Source organism: Acinetobacter sp. YH01011 (assembly GCF_013420785.1).
Taxonomy (GTDB): domain Bacteria; phylum Pseudomonadota; class Gammaproteobacteria; order Pseudomonadales; family Moraxellaceae; genus Acinetobacter; species Acinetobacter towneri.
Genome location: NZ_VOYG01000006.1, coordinates 152,148 through 168,882, shown reverse-complemented (window position 1 = coordinate 168,882; position 16,735 = coordinate 152,148). Strand labels below are relative to the sequence as shown.

The following is a 16,735-nucleotide window of genomic DNA, read 5'->3' as shown; positions in this document are numbered from 1 at the left end:
CAAGTGGAAAAATTTAGATACTGTAATTACTTTAAACTTGATGTAATTGATCGAACAATTGCTGCATGCCCTCAGTGGCAGTTTTGGAAATCCGTTGAAATTGAGCAGGAAGTTGGGCTTGCATGGCTTTTGGGTCAATATAATAAGCCTGACAATTTGCAGGAATTTCGTGTACTAATCCAGCAACAGGGTACACCACCAAACTTGTACCAATCACAATAAAAATATCGGCATCTTGAATCAAATCCAGTGCTTCTTCATAGGCAGGAACTGCTTCGCCAAACCAGACCACATGCGGACGTAAAGGATAGCCTTGTGGGCAAAGATCCTGTTGCAAGTTCAGCGAGTCACCTTCAATTGGAAAAAATTCTGTCGTGTATTGTGCATGAGGCCCTGAGCTTTTGGCTAAACGAATATTGCCGTGTAAATGCAAAACTTCTGAACTGCCTGCACGTTCATGCAAATCATCAATATTTTGGGTGATCACTTGTACATCAAAATCATCTTCAAGTTCAGCAATTAAGCGATGCGCCAAGTTAGGCTGCGCATTAAGAATGTTTTTACGACGTTCATTATAAAAGCGTTGGACTAATTCAGGATTCCTTGCCCATGCTTCAGGACTTGCGACATCCTCCACGCGATGTTTTTCCCATAAGCCATCACCATCTCTAAAGGTGTTGATTCCACTTTCTGCGCTCATACCTGCACCCGAAAAAACTACTAATTTACGCATGTTTTATTCTCTTGATGGATGGTTAGATTTGAGTATAAGTGCCGAAAATAGAAACACAAATCTACAGCTCATTTTTTCAGAATTTTAAGTATCTAAATATGTGAAAGTTTAGTGCTGTCTATAACTTTGCTGAATAATTGAATCAAAGTTCACTTTTTATTGCTTGTTATTTCATTTTAATGATAGAACATAAAGTAAAGTAGTATGACGCTACAAAATCAAATATTGATGAACCAGAACCTATAATAATGTGCAGAGGATGCCATGTCACAACACAATCCATCGCCAAATCACACGCCTGCAACTCACAGTGAAAAAGTGAAATTTGATTGGAAAGATCCTTTTTTGCTTGAACAGCAATTGACTGAAACCGAACGTATGATTCGTGATAGTGCCTATGCTTATTGTCAGGAAAAATTACTGCCGCGGGTACGTGATCAGTTTAGACATGAAACGGTAGATCGCAGCATCTTCCGTGAAATGGGTGAGCTTGGTTTGTTAGGCTCAACCATACCTGAACAATATGGCGGTGCAGGTTTAAATTATGTGAGTTATGGGCTAATTTCACGTGAAATTGAACGGGTCGATTCAGGTTATCGTTCAATGGCAAGTGTGCAAAGTTCATTGGTGATGGTGCCAATTTATGAGTTTGGCAGTGAAGCACAAAAACAAAAATATTTACCCAAACTCGCTTCGGGTGAATGGATCGGATGTTTTGGTCTGACTGAACCTGATTTTGGCTCCGACCCTGGCAGTATGAACAGCAGAGCACATAAAGTTGCAGGCGGTTATCGTTTACACGGTGCGAAAATGTGGATTACCAATAGTCCAATTGCCGATGTATTTGTGGTGTGGGCAAAAGAAGTTTCAGCAGATGGGCAAGTGGGTGATATTCGCGGTTTTATTTTAGAAAAAGGTTGGGATGGACTTTCTGCACCAATCATTCAAGGCAAGGTTGGTTTACGCGCTTCAATCACAGGTGAAATTGTCATGGACAATGTTTTTGTGCCTGAAGAAAATATGTTACCTGAAGTGCGTGGTTTAAAAGGGCCGTTCACTTGTTTAAATAGTGCACGTTATGGCATTGCTTGGGGTGCTATGGGTGCGGCTGAGTTTTGTTGGCATACTGCGCATCAATATACGATGGATCGGATTCAGTTCGGACGTCCTTTGGCGACCAATCAGCTCATTCAAAAGAAACTTGCCGATATGCAAACCGAAATCGCGCTGGGTTTACAAATTGCTTTACGTTTTGGTCGTATGAAAGATGAGGGTATTGCTTCACTCGAAGGTACTTCGCTGATTAAACGCAACAACTGTGGCAAGGCCTTAGAAATTGCTCGTATGGCGCGCGATATGCTTGGTGGGAATGGTATCAGTGATGAATATGGCGTGGCGCGGCATTTGGTCAATTTGGAAGTCGTGAATACCTATGAAGGGACGCACGATGTGCATGCGCTAATTTTAGGTCGTGCGCAAACGGGTATCGCGGCTTTTGCCAATTAAATCTAGATCTAAACTAAATCTAGGTCTAATGATGCTACGGTGGAAAATATTGCAAACCACATTTTCCACCGTTTTACTTTAGCTGTTTAGTTTTAAAAATTGGCTAATTTCCTGATTAAATTTCAACGGTTCGGTCAGTAAAGGGGTATGCCCAGATTGGTGAAATATGACTTGTTTCGCATTCGGCATAGCTTCTACCACTTGACGTTGTCCTTCTGCCGCATACAAGGTCGATTGTGCGCCTGTAAAAAAGACTGTCGGACAACCCAGTTGAGTTAAAGCCTCACGATAATCTTCCTGATGGTGTAAATAATTGTCGATATACCAGCGTAAATAATCTAAACGCTGTGTAGGTAAAATATAGCGTTGTAAAACAGGACGTTTGACGGCCAGTTTAAATAAAAACGGACTGATTTTATTGCTGGCTTGTAATTCTATAAATTCTAGCCAAAGTTCGACTAAGTTTTTACGCTGCAACACATCCATTTGTTGAATATCAGTATATTGCGCGTGATCATGTAAAAACTCGGACAGATGAATCAATAACTGTTTAAATTGTTGATGTTGATTGCCAAATAAGCCATAAGGCCAGTTTTCATCTACCCCAATTTTTGGTGCTTGGTCAATTTGTAAATAACTGCTTAAATGCGCAGCCAATTGTCCATATTGCATGCCATGCATGGCAGTGGTTGCCCCCATGGAATAGCCAATCAGTTTAAATTGTTGCAGGTTCTGTTGTTGAAGCAGACTGTTTAAATCTTGCCAATGGCTCGAAATAGCATCCAGTTCTGGAACGGCACACAGGTTTGAACCCCCAAAACCACGCCAGTCTGGAATAATAAAACGATACTGCTTTTTATGTTGATACAGAAATGGCAACCATTGCCAACTGTGCATGCCTAAACCTGAAAGCACAACCACAGGCTCACCTTGACCAAATTCACGTACAAATAGAGCTTCGCCATCGGGCATGCGGTAAAAAGGCATCAGCATTTCCTTGCATGGTTGTAATTAAAGATGCGTTATTCTTTATAGCATAGCCTGATCATTTCTGTATGGTGAGCAACCCTGATTTCACATTGATGTGGTTGCTATTACTTAAAAATATACTTTTAAGATGAGGCTTCGGCATCAAACTTTTTCAGTTCAGGAATCACATTTTCTAGCCATTCAATCCAGCCAATTTCCTGATCTATCCCTAGCTGCAAAATCACTTTATGAATATACAGGGTACGGTTGTTCGCAGGTGCTTGGCTAAAGTCTTTGGCAAAAATCTGTTGATAGGTGTGCAACTTGGCTTTGTGAAGCAGCAAATGTCGTTCTAGTTCGGGTAAGACGCTGTTGCCGCCAAGTTGGGCTTCGGCACGTAAACGTACCATAAGTTCTTCGCGTAATTGTGCAGGCGGGCTTTGCTCGACCATCCAGTTTGCCAGTTCATGCCGCCCCAAAGCTTCTACCTGATAGGTTTTGCTACGACTGCTAGAATCTTCATCTTCTAAGGTTGAAATCCAACCTTTTTTCAGCATTGTATTTAGTTCGCGATAAATTTGTTGATGGGTCGCATTCCAGAAAAACCCCATAGAGCGGTCAAAACGGCGTGCCAATTCAATACCGTTACTGGGTTTTTCAATTAAACTGGTCAATAAAACGTGAGCGAGCGACATAAACAGAGCAACTTTATTTTTTTCAGCTTTAATTATGCAACATGTTGCATAAAAATTAAATCTAGAATATAAAAGTATGCAACAAGTTGCATTAAGCATAAAACAGCCAGCATTTTTGCCAGCAGGGAGATTCTATGTCTGACTATCCACATTTACTTGCGCCTTTAGATTTAGGCTTTACCACTTTAAAAAATCGGGTCTTAATGGGTTCAATGCACGTTGGACTAGAAGAAGCACCGGGTGGGTACGAACGTATGGCGGCTTTTTATGCAGAGCGTGCCAAAGGTGGCGTTGGGCTGATTGTAACAGGTGGTATTTCACCGAATGATGCAGGCTTAACCTTTGCGGGCGGCAATAAACTTGATACTCGTCAAGAAGCAGAAAAACATAAAGTGGTGACTCAGGCTGTGCATGATGCAGGCGGCAAAATTGCTTTACAGATTTTACATACGGGACGTTATTCCTATCAGCCCGATATTGTCGCACCGTCAGCAATTCAGGCACCGATTAACCCAAGTAAACCACATGCACTAACATCGGCAGAAGTACAGCAAACCATTGCCGACTTTGTGAATTGTGCCAAATTGGCACAATACGCAGGCTATGATGGTGTCGAAATCATGGGTTCGGAAGGCTATTTAATTAATGAGTTTATTGTTGCGCGTACCAACCATCGTGATGATGAATGGGGCGGCAGTTATGAAAACCGTATTCGTTTCCCAATTGAAATTGTTAAACGTACCCGTGCAGAAGTGGGTGAAAACTTTATTATTATTTACCGCTTGTCGATGTTGGATTTAGTCGAAGGCGGTTCGAGTTTTGAAGAAGTGGTGCAATTGGCACAAGCGATTGAAAAAGCAGGTGCAACCATTATCAATACAGGGATTGGCTGGCATGAAGCACGTATCCCAACCATTGCTACCAAAGTCCCTCGCGCAGCTTTTACATGGGTGACAGAGAAATTAAAAGGTTTGGTTAAAGTGCCACTGATCACTTCAAACCGTATTAACACCCCTGAAATGGCTGAGCATGTTTTGGCTGCAGGACATGCCGATATGGTATCGATGGCACGTCCAATGTTGGCAGATGCTTTCTTTGTGCAAAAAGCAGAGCAAGGTCGCAGTGATGAAATCAACACATGTATTGGTTGTAACCAAGCTTGTTTAGACCATATTTTCTCAATGAAGATTGCTTCATGTTTGGTCAATCCACGTGCTTGCCATGAAACAGAACTCATTTTTAAAGAAGCAACACAGACTAAAAAAATTGCGGTGATTGGTGCAGGGCCTGCAGGTTTGAGCTTTGCAACCTATGCTGCAGAACGTGGGCATCAGGTGACGATTTTTGAAGCATCGAATCAAATTGGTGGGCAGTTTAATATTGCTAAAACCATTCCTGGTAAAGAAGAGTTTTACGAAACTTTGCGCTATTTCAAACGCCAAATTGAGCTGCAACCGAATATTAAATTGGTATTGAATCATACGGCTAGTTTTGAACAATTGCTCAATGCTGACTTCGATGATGTGGTTGTGGCAACAGGTGTAACCCCGCGTCAATTGGATATCGCAGGTATTAATCACCCTAAAGTGCTGAGCTATATTGAGGTATTAAAAGAGCGTAAGCCTGTAGGTCAACGTGTTGCGATTATTGGCGCTGGTGGTATTGGTTTTGATACTGCAGAATATTTAAGCCATGAAGGTGAAAGTGGTAGTCTAAATCCTGAAAAATTCTACGATGAATGGGGAATTGATACCAATTATGCGCATGTCGGTGGTTTAAAAGCAGCAAAAGTTGAAGAATCGCCACGTGAAATTTATTTATTGCAACGTAAAGCATCATCCGTGGGTGCTGGCTTGGGTAAAACAACAGGCTGGATTCATCGTACAGGTTTAAAAAACCGTGACGTTAAAATGATTGCAGGGGCAAGTTATGACCTGATTGATGATCAAGGCTTGCACATCACCGTCAATGGTCAAAGTACAGTGCTCGAAGTTGATCATGTGGTGATTTGTGCAGGGCAAGAGTCTTACACCGCCATGTATGAGCAATTACAGGCAGCAGGCAAAAATGTGCATTTAATTGGTGGGGCGAAAGAAGCAGGCGAGTTAGATGCCAAACGTGCAATTCGTCAGGGTGCTGAATTGGCAGCGAAAATTTAATGTAATTCCTTCTCCCTCTCCTTTGGGAGGGGGCTGGGGAGAGAGTTAATAATCGCTTCTGCCCAGTGCAGCAGTGCTTCAGTCTCACTCAGGGACTCTGCATAGAAATGAAATATCAAAACAAAAAAAAGGAACTTAACATGACTTTGGAAACAACAAAATTAGCGGTACAGCGTTGGCATACAATGCTGCAAAACCATGATATGTCTATTTTGAGTGAATTGCTGGCAGATGATGTGGTGTTTCGTTCACCTGTAGCGTACCAACCTTATGCGGGTAAACAAGTGGTATTTTTTATTTTGACCAATGTAATTCAGGTCTTTGAAAACTTTACTTATCACCGTGAGTTTTATACTGAAGATGGTTGCAATGTTGTACTTGAATTTTCCGCCAATGTGGGAGATAAAAAACTTAAAGGAATTGATATGATTCAATTCAATACACAAGGACAAATTGTGGACTTTGAAGTGATGATTCGCCCGAAAAGTGGTTTAGAGGCATTGGCTGTGCAAATGGGACAACGTATGGCTGCCTTTATGCCAACCGAAAAATAAAATACCGCGTGTGTATGGCAATGAAGTTGTTTTATAGAAATCGGTTTCGGGTTGGCATGCTTGAAAGTGCATGTATTGCTTGGGAGTAAAATGATGTCTACATTACAAAAAATAGCGAAAATTACACAAGCGGTTTTAGATCAGGTCACAGGCGCAGATTTACCGACGTTGTATTATCATCCACATGGAGAAATCCGTCGGGTATTGGATTATTTACCACAGCTCAAAGAAAAATACCGTCCAACACCGTGGCTGTCCAATACACATGCGCATCTTTTATATTTTGATTTAATTAAAAAGAAAACCATTCGTCAGCAGTATGATCGGGTTGATCAACTCACTATGCAAGATGGCGGTATCACCGCAGTTGCTTGGGTGGGTTATGACTTACCTGCAGATACTCCCACAATTGTTTTAATGCATACCATTACAGGTTCTTTGGAAAGTATGCGTGAGTTGGTGCGCGATTTACATCAGCAGACACAGTGGCGTATTGCCTTATGTTTACGTCGTGGGCATGGCAATTTACCTATGCCTGTACCACAAATGAATCTGTTTGGTTCGACGCATGATTTGCGTGAACAAATAGTGTTTATTCAGCAACAATTTCCACAATCTGAATTATATGCTGTTGGTTCTTCCGCAGGGACAGGATTATTGGTGCGCTATTTGGGCGAAGAAGGCGAGCAAACCCCAATTAAAGCCGCGTTTGCACTGTGCCCAGGATATAACACTGAACTAGGCTTTCAGCATGTGCATCCTTTTTACAGTAAAGTGATGACCAAAAAATTATTCCAGTTTTTTATTCAGCCCCATCAGGACATTTGGCAAAACGTAAAATCTTTATCGCAAGTGTTAAGTGCGACTACATTGGCAGAGTTTGAAAAGGCGTATTTTGAATTGGCGGGTTTTGAAGATTATGACAGCTACACACAAGCCATTAACCCAATTTATGTGTTTGAGAATGTCAAAATTCCGCTTATGGTTTTAAATGCAGAAGATGACCCAGTGTGCCACATCAAAAACTTTGACCCTTATAAAGAAACCATACGGAAAATGCCAAATATTATGGTAGTGACGACCCGTAAAGGCAGTCATTGTGGTTTTTATGAAGGTGTCGGTTTTACTAAATCTTGGGCATCGCGTTTAATTTCTAATTATTTTAAAGTGCAATCGCAGTTGCTGCAGGCAAGTTAAAGTGAAGCGCACAAACCTATATAGAAATAGGTAGCTGTATTGCAAATGTATTCACGAGTTATCTCAGCGAAGACTCATCCAAATGAATAAAAAACCCAGTACACAATGACTGGGTTTTTTAACGTCAATTCAAATCTAAGATAAGAACTTACACCTTAAAACTGACTTTAACTTAAAGCTTAGTTTTAAGTGAGCACTTAGTTCTCAAGTGCTGGGGTTGCAGCAGCAATCGCAGCGGCAACAGCATCATCTTCAGATTGAGCACCTGTGTTATTGCTTGGACGTGCTTGAGTTGGTTTATCTTCTGCTACAGGAGCTGCCGCTTTCGGCGCAGGCGCAGGTGCAGCAGCAGGTTGTGCAGGTGTTTCACGACGGATTTCAGTTGTGGTGTTCACTGTTTCAGTGCGCTCCACTTCTACCTGTGCAGGCGCTTCTGGTTCAGCATCTTGAATGTTTTCAACAGGTTCTAGTGGTTCAAATTGAGCAGTTTCAGTAGTTTGTTCAGTTTGAACCTCTACTTGTTCTTGCTCATCTTGCTTTGGCTGTTCTTTTTTTACACATGCAGTTAATAACAACGCCGTTGCAATTGCACCACAAATTAAAAGTTTCTTATTCATAATTGCACAAAATAAAAGATCGGATAGACGGACGTATTATAGCAATAAAATGACAGATGAAAATCCTCTCAAGAAGTTCTAATTTTTTATAGGAAATGCTGATAGAATAACCAATTGTTTATTGTTCTATGAATTGATGCGGAATGACTTTGCTTTATTGGTGCAGAGTAAAGTAAAATTGCGCAACATTGCAGGCCGATTTAGGCTCGATTGTACGAGAAACCCAATGACCCATTTTATTTTCGTGACTGGTGGTGTAGTTTCATCACTAGGTAAAGGTATTTCAGCTGCTTCAGTTGCTGCACTTTTAGAAGCCCGTGGTTTAAAAGTAACCATGGTCAAAATGGATCCATACATTAATGTCGATCCAGGGACAATGAGTCCTTTCCAACATGGTGAAGTTTTTGTCACAGAGGATGGTGCCGAAACTGACTTAGATTTGGGTTATTACGAACGTTTCTTGCGTCGTGCGAAAATGACCAAGTTAAATAACTTTACATCTGGTCGCGTGTATCAAGACGTTCTAAACAAAGAGCGCCGTGGTGATTACTTGGGCGGTACTGTTCAGGTGATTCCACACATTACCGATAATATTAAAGAACGTGTACTTCGCGCTGGCGAAGGCTACGATGTCGCAATCGTAGAAATTGGCGGTACAGTAGGCGACATTGAATCTCTCCCATTCATGGAATCTGTACGTCAATTGATGGTGGAATTAGGGCATAAGCGTACTATGCTCATGCACTTAACTTTATTGCCATATATCAAATCTGCGGCAGAGTTAAAAACCAAGCCAACTCAACACTCAGTTAAAGAATTGTTATCTATCGGTATTCAGCCAGATATTCTCATCTGCCGTACTGAACATGATGTTGATGCTGACACTACCCGTAAAATTGCGTTATTTACCAACGTAGAAGCACGTGCGGTTGTGGTATGTAAAGATGCCAAAACCATCTACCAAATTCCGCGTACATTCTATGAACAAGACGTTGATGATTTAATTTGTGAGCGTTTTGGCTTCAATGATCTTCCAGAAGCAGATTTATCTGATTGGGATAACGTAGTTGATGCATTATTGAACCCTGAATACAGCGTTCGTGTGGCGATGGTGGGTAAATATGTTGAACTGCCAGATGCCTATAAATCTGTAAACGAAGCATTATTGCATGCGGGTATTCAAAACCGCGTCAAAGTTGAAATTGACTATGTCAATGCAGAAGACCTTGAAAGCCAAGACGTTAATACTGTACTTAAAGATGCCGATGCAATTTTAGTTCCGGGCGGCTTTGGTGAGCGCGGTACCGAAGGTAAAATGCAAGCCATCAAATATGCACGTGAAAACGGTGTCCCATTCTTGGGAATCTGTTTGGGTATGCAATTGGCTGTGATTGAATATGCACGTAATGTGGCAGGTATTGCCGATGCAAGTTCAACAGAGTTTAACCGTTCGACTAAGTCGCCACTTATTGGTTTGATTACTGAATGGTTAGATGAGCGCGGCGAAGTTCAACAGCGTTCTGTCGATTCTGACTTGGGCGGCACTATGCGTTTAGGTGCACAAAAATCTGAATTGGTTGAAGGTACCAAAACTCGTGAAGTGTATGGTTCTGCAGAAATTGTAGAGCGCCATCGCCATCGCTATGAAATGAATAACCGTTATATTCCTGTGCTTGAAGAAGCAGGTCTTAAAATTTCGGGTTATTCACCAATTCAGCACTTGGTTGAAACTGTTGAAATTCCGCAACATCCTTGGTTTATTGCGGTACAATTCCACCCAGAATTTACCAGCTCGCCACGTGATGGACATCCATTGTTTGCTGGCTTTATCGGTGCGGCAAAACAACAGCATCAAAAAACCAAATAAGATGGCTTTAGGGATAAACTAGGAAGTTGAAATGTCACAATTAAAACCACAAGAAATTGTACGTTTGGGTGATATACAAATGGCGAATCATTTGCCATTTGTATTGTTTGGCGGCATGAATGTACTTGAGTCTAAAGACCTTGCATTTGAAATTGCTGAAACTTATGTGGATATTTGCACACGCTTAAATATCCCGTATGTATTCAAAGCCAGTTTTGACAAAGCCAACCGTTCTAGCCTGAACTCATTTCGTGGTCCCGGTTTAGAAAAAGGTATTGAATGGCTGGCTGACATTAAAAAGCATTTTAATGTGCCAATTATTACCGATGTGCATGAGCCGTATCAGGCTGCGCCTGTGGCAGAAGTGGCAGATATTATTCAGCTTCCTGCGTTTTTAAGTCGCCAAACCGATTTGGTTGAAGCGATGGCAAAAACTCAAGCCATTATCAACATCAAAAAAGCACAATTCCTTGCGCCGCACGAAATGCGTCATATTTTGCATAAGTGTTTAGAAGCAGGGAATGACAAATTGATTCTTTGTGAGCGTGGTTCAGCATTTGGTTACAACAACTTGGTTGTCGATATGCTGGGCTTTGACATCATGAAAGAAATGAATGTACCTGTGTTCTTTGATGTAACCCATGCTTTGCAAACTCCGGGTGGTCGTGCAGATTCGGCAGGTGGTCGTCGTGCACAAATTACCACCTTGGCACGTGCAGGTATGGCAACTGGCTTGGCAGGTTTATTCCTAGAAGCACATCCTGAACCAGAGCAGGCAAAGTGTGATGGCCCATGTGCATTGCGTCTATCACAACTTGAGCCGTTCTTGGCACAGCTTAAAGAATTGGATACCTTGGTAAAAGGTTTCCAAAAGCTAGATACACACTAAATTAGATCCATATTAAATTATAGACTCATTGATGCCTAAAGCATCACGTTATTAATCAACTGAGGAATTGTTCATGAGCCAAATCGTTGACATTCGTGCACGTGAAATTTTGGACTCTCGTGGTAACCCAACCATCGAAGCAGACGTAATCTTAGCATCTGGCGTAGTTGGCCGTGCATGTGCACCATCAGGTGCTTCAACTGGTTCTCGTGAAGCTCTAGAACTTCGTGATGGCGATAAAGCACGTTACTTGGGTAAAGGCGTTAAAACTGCGGTAAATAACGTCAATACTTTAATTCGTGATGCTTTACTTGGTAAGTCTGTGTTTGAACAAAAAGACATCGACAACACCATGATTGCGCTTGATGGTACTGAAAACAAAGAAAAATTAGGTGCTAACGCAACTTTAGCCGTGTCTTTGGCTGCTGCGCGCGCTGCTGCTGATGAAAAGAAAATTCCTCTTTTCCAATACATCGCAGACCTTCGTAACAACAGCATTTTAACCATGCCTGTACCAATGATGAACATCTTAAATGGTGGTTCACACGCAGACAACAACGTTGATATTCAAGAGTTCATGATTGAGCCAGTGGGCTTTACTTCATTCTCTGAAGCATTACGTGCTGGTGCAGAAATTTTCCACTCATTAAAATCTGTATTGAATCAAAAAGGTTTAAACACAGCAGTGGGTGATGAAGGTGGTTTTGCGCCAAACTTACGTTCTAACGAAGAAGCAATCACAGTTATTCTTGAAGCTATTGAGAAGACTGGCTACAAAGCGGGTTCTGACATCATGTTGGCGCTTGACTGTGCATCTTCAGAATTCTACAAAAATGGTCAGTACATTCTTGCAGGTGAAGGCAACAAAGCATTCACAAGCAACCAATTCTCTGACTATTTAGCTGGTCTTGTAAATCAATATCCAATTATCTCAATTGAAGATGGTTTAGATGAGTCTGATTGGGAAGGTTGGTCTTACCTCACTTCGATCTTAGGTGACAAGATTCAATTGGTCGGTGATGACTTGTTCGTTACTAACCCGAAAATCTTACAACGCGGTATCGATGAAAAAGTAGGTAACTCAATCCTGATCAAGTACAACCAAATTGGTACTTTGACTGAAACGCTTGATGCAATTTACCTTGCGAAAGCCAATGGTTACACAACTGTTATTTCACACCGTTCAGGTGAAACTGAAGATTCTACAATTGCGGATCTTGCAGTAGGTACAGCAGCAGGTCAAATCAAGACTGGTTCACTGTGCCGTTCTGACCGTGTAGCAAAATATAACCAATTACTTCGTATTGAAGAATTGACGAATGCTGCATATCGCGGTAAAGCTGAGTTCAAAGGTTTGAACTAAGCGAAATCAGTAGATGTCATTATTAAATGTATTTGACTCCAAAGCGAGTAAAGCATTGTTGGGCCTTGCGATCTTTTTGATCGCAGGGTTTCAATATTTACACTGGTTTGGTGAAGGTGGTTATCGTGACCATGCTGCACTGACAGAAAAAATCCAACAACAAATAGAATTAAATACAGAGCTGAAGGAGCGCAATCGTGTACTTGCAGCAGAAGTTTATGATTTAAAAAATGGGGTAGAAGCCATTGAAGAGCATGCCCGTTTAGATTTAGGCTTAATTAAGCCACATGAAACCTTTGTGCAAATGAGCACCATCAGCACACAATATAAACCAATTTATATTCAACCAAATTCCACAGTAGATTTACGCACCAATGAATCACAACAACCTGCAGCAGCAACCGCCCCGACACCCTAAACTTTGGGCGGTTATTCCCGCAGCGGGTTCTGGTAGTCGTTTTTCTAGAACTGAACTTAAACAATATCAGTATATTCAAGATCAAACAGTCTTAGCGCACAGCATCGCACGTTTAAATCACTTGCCTTTAGCGGGTTATGTTTTGGCGATTGGTCAAGCAGATGATGTGGCGCAAAACCTAAACTTGGCAGAAAAAGAAAAAGCACATTTTTGCGTAGGTGGTGCAGAGCGAGTGGATTCAGTCTTGAATGCACTGCATTATTTATCTGAAATCGCCCATGTAGATGACTGGGTTTTGGTGCATGATGCAGCGCGTCCTTGTGTGACAGCTGCTTGCCTTGAACAGTTGTATCAGACTGCACTGGCAACAGATCAAAGTGCAATTTTGGCTATTCCAGTGCGTGATACTTTAAAAAAGGTAAGCCAAGGCACAAAAATTGAAACCACGGTAAGCCGTGACCAACTTTGGCAAGCGCAAACTCCGCAAATTGCTAAACTTGATGTGCTTAAAACAGCCATTGAATCTGCATTAAAACAGCAATTGACGATTACCGATGAGGCCAGTGCTTTAGAAGCAGCAGGGCAAATTGTAAATGTTGTGCACGGTCGTTCGGATAATATTAAAATCACCTATCCCGATGATTTAGAGCTGGCACGTTTAATTTTAGCCTCACAACAACATGGATGATAAAAATCTAGTGTAATTAACACCGCGTTAAACTTGAATCTTCAACGATTAAGCTTTAATGATTCACTCTGTGCCGCTTTGCTTCTATAATTGTCCATCCTGTCTATTTTAAATACCTTTGAGTCGCATGAATCCATCGCAGCAGTATCGTTTTTTACGTCACTCATTACGTGATGGTAGAAGCATTAAAAATGATTCCTCACGCTGGACTAAATTACATTTAGATCCATGGTTGCTGTGTTTTCTGATTTTAAATGCGATTCTGGGTTTAATGGTGGTATATAGTGCCACCGCGCAAGATATGGGGATGGTGCTGCGTCAAGCAACCAGTTTTGGCATTGGTTTTATCGCCATGATTATTTTGGCGCAAATTCCGCCTAAGGTATATCAAGCTGCCAGTCCATATTTTTATATCTTTGCAGTCATCATGCTGGCTTTGGTTTTGGTCATTGGTGAAACCCGTATGGGGGCAAAACGCTGGATCAGCTTGCCGGGTATTGGCAGTATGCAACCCAGTGAATTTATGAAATTTGCCATGCCATTGATGATGGCGTGGTATTTTTCGCGTCGTGCTTTCCCGCCTAAATTGATCCATATCATTGTCGCTTTAGTGATTATGATGATTCCTTTTGTCTTGGTGGCATTGCAACCCGATTTAAACATTGGTTTGATTATTCCTGGTGTCTTTGCGCTATTTTTAAGTGGCATGTCATGGCGATTAATCTTAGGAGCAATCACTGCATTGGCGCTCGCAGCACCATTGCTTTGGATGTTCTTTTTGCAGGAGTACCAAAAGAAAAGGGTACGAACCTTATTTGACCCAGAGTCGGATGCCTTGGGGGCAGGCTGGAATATTATTCAATCTAAAATTGCCATTGGTTCAGGCGGCTTTACAGGTAAAGGTTATTTAGAAGGAACGCAATCACATTTGGGTTATCTGCCTGAACATCATACTGACTTTATTATGTCGACCTATGCCGAAGAATTTGGTTTTATTGGCGTATTTTTACTGTTCAGTTTGTTTGCTGCCATTATTTTACGTTGTTTGATGATTGGGATGAATTGTTTCCATAATTTTGGACGTTTGTATGCAGGCACGGTTGGTCTGACTTTCTTTTTCTTTGTATTTCTAAACTCAGGGATGGTGAGTGGTATTTTACCTGTAACGGGTGACCCATTGCCGCTGATGAGTTATGGTGGAACGGCTGTTATTTCCATGTTGGCGAGTATGGGGATTGTGATGTCTATCCATACTCATCGTTAATACAGAATCCATCTCAAAGATGATGTAGGTGAGTTTTGCTATTATCATCTTTTTCTCTTTTTGTGGTTTTAAAAAGCCTAAGCAAAACAGGATAAGCACAAAAAAAATCTCTATAATATCCAGTAAATTTACTTTATTTATTAAGCAATAATTCAAAAAGAACAGCGTAGCAGTAACACATACAGAGCACCCTATGACCCATTTAATTTTTATTGCACTTTTCCCTTTGATTGCCTTAATTGCAATGGGTTATCTGCTTAAGCAATCACGTATGTTGGATGAGCCATTTTGGAAGGGTGCAGAAAAGTTAAATTACTATATTTTGTTTCCTAGCATGTTGTTTTTAAACCTCGCCACAGCAAATATTGAAGCGAAATCAATTGCACAGATTTTGTCGGTCGTAGGGATTGTTGTGGCTTTGGTTGGTTGTCTGTTATATGCCTTGCGCGGCTATTTCAAAACACCCGCAGTCCGTTTTGGGGTGTATATGCAAAGCATGGTACGTTTTAATACGTATATCGGTTTGGCTTTGGTCGCAGCATTGTTTCAGGTGCAGGGCATGGCGCTGTTTGCGATTATTTTGGTGTTCTGCATTCCATTGGTGAATGTTTTATCTGTGCTGGCTTTAAGCGATACTAAGACTTTACAGGCAAAGCAAATCTTATGGTCATTAATGAAAAATCCATTAATTTTAGGGTGTATTGTTGGCGGTCTATTTAATTTATCAGGTTTGAGCTTGTGGGAAGGTGCAGCGCATTTTATTCGTCAAATAGCGTTATGCAGTTTGCCTTTGGGATTAATGTGTGTGGGCGCAGCATTACAATTTAATGGCTTGCAACGAGATGTATTCGCATTGGCATTGAATGTGTTCGGGCGTTTGTTATTTATGCCTGCTTTGGCTTGGCTAATTTGTCAGAGCTTAAATGTTCCAGTGTTGGAGTCGCAAATTTTAGTCTTGTTTTTTGCTTTACCTACTGCATCGGCAGCTTATGTACTTACACAAGTTTTAGGGGGAGATAGTCGTTTAATGGCTTCAATTATTAGCTTGCAAACCGTATTCGCCGCATTAACTTTGCCAATTGTGTTGTGGTTGCTCATTTAATCTGTCTAATACAATCTATTGTTCAGCATTAATCGTATAAACGATAGATGCCCGCAAAGCGTTCACAACCTTTTTGTTTGGTTTGAATTTTTAAGATTGCTTTAGAATAATTAAACTCATAACTGCAATCGTGCTCATTGTCGATGATTTTGTTTTTTTGATCAGGTGTTGTATAAGCTAAAAAGGCAATACTTTGGCTTTCAAGGCGGTTATTTGGATTGCGATAAGCAATACCTTCAATTTTAATGCTGTTTTTATTGAGTTGATGAATTTGTAAATGTACGGGTTGTGCAGCAAATTGACCATTTTCATATTTTAAATAATGTTGAGTCATGCTTTGATTCATTGAAGTGAAAAAATTCAGTTGATCAATTCTAAAATCAAATTGCTGAGTATAACAATTTAAGCTTTTGCATTGCTGTAAGCGTTGGATCCACAATTGCTGAGTATCTTCTAACAAGCGAATAGGCGCATCACTCATCAAATAAGCTGTTAAATGTTGATCACTTAATTTTTCACGCAATTCTGAGAAATTTTCTGTGCACACCTGCGCCAACTTTTTATTGGGTGTAGATCTACAATCAATCCCTTGTGCATAAGAGAAAGATGAATATAAACAGCCAAATAACAGCAGTGTACTTAAGTTTTTGATAAGATGAATCTCAGATTTCAACAGCATGATCGCTTATACTTTCACTATGTTGCGCTAGGTCT

The 16,735-nt window shown here is 41.0% G+C and carries 16 protein-coding genes; 11 read left to right on the top strand and 5 right to left on the bottom strand.

Annotated elements, in window-relative coordinates; translation table 11 throughout:
• Nucleotides 1-31: 31 nt before the first annotated feature.
• On the bottom strand, nt 32-733 hold the full coding sequence (locus FTT78_RS05805; protein ID WP_004973326.1) for an NAD-dependent deacylase: 702 nt from the start codon (nt 731-733) through the stop codon (nt 32-34).
• A gap of 264 nt (nt 734-997) precedes the next feature.
• Between FTT78_RS05805 and FTT78_RS05800 the strand changes: the two genes are divergently transcribed.
• Nucleotides 998-2,239 carry an acyl-CoA dehydrogenase gene (locus FTT78_RS05800; protein ID WP_096900865.1) on the top strand — a complete coding sequence of 414 codons (1,242 nt, stop codon included), beginning with the start codon at nt 998-1,000 and terminating at the stop codon, nt 2,237-2,239.
• Between the two features lie 78 nt (nt 2,240-2,317).
• Here the strand turns inward: FTT78_RS05800 and FTT78_RS05795 are convergent, their stop codons facing one another.
• Together FTT78_RS05795 and FTT78_RS05790 are read right to left on the bottom strand one after the other, a co-directional pair.
• Nucleotides 2,318-3,226, bottom strand: coding sequence for an alpha/beta fold hydrolase (locus tag FTT78_RS05795; protein ID WP_096900864.1), 909 nt, complete (start codon nt 3,224-3,226; stop codon nt 2,318-2,320).
• Between the two features lie 125 nt (nt 3,227-3,351).
• Nucleotides 3,352-3,903, bottom strand: coding sequence for a PadR family transcriptional regulator (locus FTT78_RS05790; protein WP_180043650.1), 552 nt, complete (start codon nt 3,901-3,903; stop codon nt 3,352-3,354).
• Nucleotides 3,904-4,037: 134 nt separating this feature from the next.
• Here FTT78_RS05790 and FTT78_RS05785 point away from each other — a divergent pair, with 134 nt between their 5' ends.
• From FTT78_RS05785 to FTT78_RS05775, 3 genes are all read left to right on the top strand, one after another.
• Nucleotides 4,038-6,062 carry an NADPH-dependent 2,4-dienoyl-CoA reductase gene (locus FTT78_RS05785; protein WP_004973335.1) on the top strand — a complete coding sequence of 675 codons (2,025 nt, stop codon included), beginning with the start codon at nt 4,038-4,040 and terminating at the stop codon, nt 6,060-6,062.
• A gap of 140 nt (nt 6,063-6,202) precedes the next feature.
• Nucleotides 6,203-6,616, top strand: a complete 414-nt coding sequence (locus FTT78_RS05780) for a nuclear transport factor 2 family protein (protein WP_004973337.1) — start codon at nt 6,203-6,205, stop codon at nt 6,614-6,616.
• 90 nt (nt 6,617-6,706) lie between these two features.
• A complete protein-coding gene (locus tag FTT78_RS05775) occupies nt 6,707-7,813 on the top strand; it encodes a YheT family hydrolase (protein WP_026438425.1) in 1,107 nt (368 codons plus the stop codon).
• Between the two features lie 197 nt (nt 7,814-8,010).
• On the opposite strand, the gene FTT78_RS05770 is transcribed toward FTT78_RS05775, so the two are convergent.
• On the bottom strand, nt 8,011-8,430 hold the full coding sequence (locus tag FTT78_RS05770) for an internalin (RefSeq protein WP_096900861.1): 420 nt from the start codon (nt 8,428-8,430) through the stop codon (nt 8,011-8,013).
• 226 nt (nt 8,431-8,656) lie between these two features.
• Between FTT78_RS05770 and FTT78_RS05765 the strand changes: the two genes are divergently transcribed.
• From FTT78_RS05765 to FTT78_RS05735, 7 genes are all read left to right on the top strand, one after another.
• On the top strand, nt 8,657-10,297 hold the full coding sequence (locus tag FTT78_RS05765; protein ID WP_004973343.1) for a CTP synthase: 1,641 nt from the start codon (nt 8,657-8,659) through the stop codon (nt 10,295-10,297).
• 31 nt (nt 10,298-10,328) lie between these two features.
• Nucleotides 10,329-11,186: a 3-deoxy-8-phosphooctulonate synthase gene (gene kdsA, locus FTT78_RS05760; RefSeq protein WP_004973345.1), complete on the top strand. Its 858-nt coding sequence runs from the start codon at nt 10,329-10,331 to the stop codon at nt 11,184-11,186.
• A 73-nt stretch (nt 11,187-11,259) separates the two neighbouring features.
• Entirely contained in the window at nt 11,260-12,549 is a 1,290-nt protein-coding gene (gene eno, locus FTT78_RS05755) for a phosphopyruvate hydratase (protein ID WP_004973347.1), read from the top strand.
• Between the two features lie 13 nt (nt 12,550-12,562).
• On the top strand, nt 12,563-12,967 hold the full coding sequence (locus FTT78_RS05750; protein ID WP_167846043.1) for a septum formation initiator family protein: 405 nt from the start codon (nt 12,563-12,565) through the stop codon (nt 12,965-12,967).
• The gene (gene ispD, locus FTT78_RS05745; protein ID WP_167846042.1) at nt 12,924-13,655 is read left to right on the top strand and encodes a 2-C-methyl-D-erythritol 4-phosphate cytidylyltransferase; all 732 of its coding nucleotides are present in this window, start codon (nt 12,924-12,926) and stop codon (nt 13,653-13,655) included. Before FTT78_RS05750 ends, ispD begins: the two co-directional genes overlap by 44 nt.
• A 127-nt stretch (nt 13,656-13,782) precedes the next feature.
• Entirely contained in the window at nt 13,783-14,919 is a 1,137-nt protein-coding gene (gene rodA, locus FTT78_RS05740; RefSeq protein WP_167846041.1) for a rod shape-determining protein RodA, read from the top strand.
• Between the two features lie 193 nt (nt 14,920-15,112).
• Nucleotides 15,113-16,021, top strand: a complete 909-nt coding sequence (locus tag FTT78_RS05735; RefSeq protein WP_180043652.1) for an AEC family transporter — start codon at nt 15,113-15,115, stop codon at nt 16,019-16,021.
• A 28-nt stretch (nt 16,022-16,049) separates the two neighbouring features.
• Here the strand turns inward: FTT78_RS05735 and FTT78_RS05730 are convergent, their stop codons facing one another.
• Nucleotides 16,050-16,700, bottom strand: coding sequence for a hypothetical protein (locus tag FTT78_RS05730; protein ID WP_004973366.1), 651 nt, complete (start codon nt 16,698-16,700; stop codon nt 16,050-16,052).
• Nucleotides 16,701-16,735: the final 35 nt, after the last annotated feature.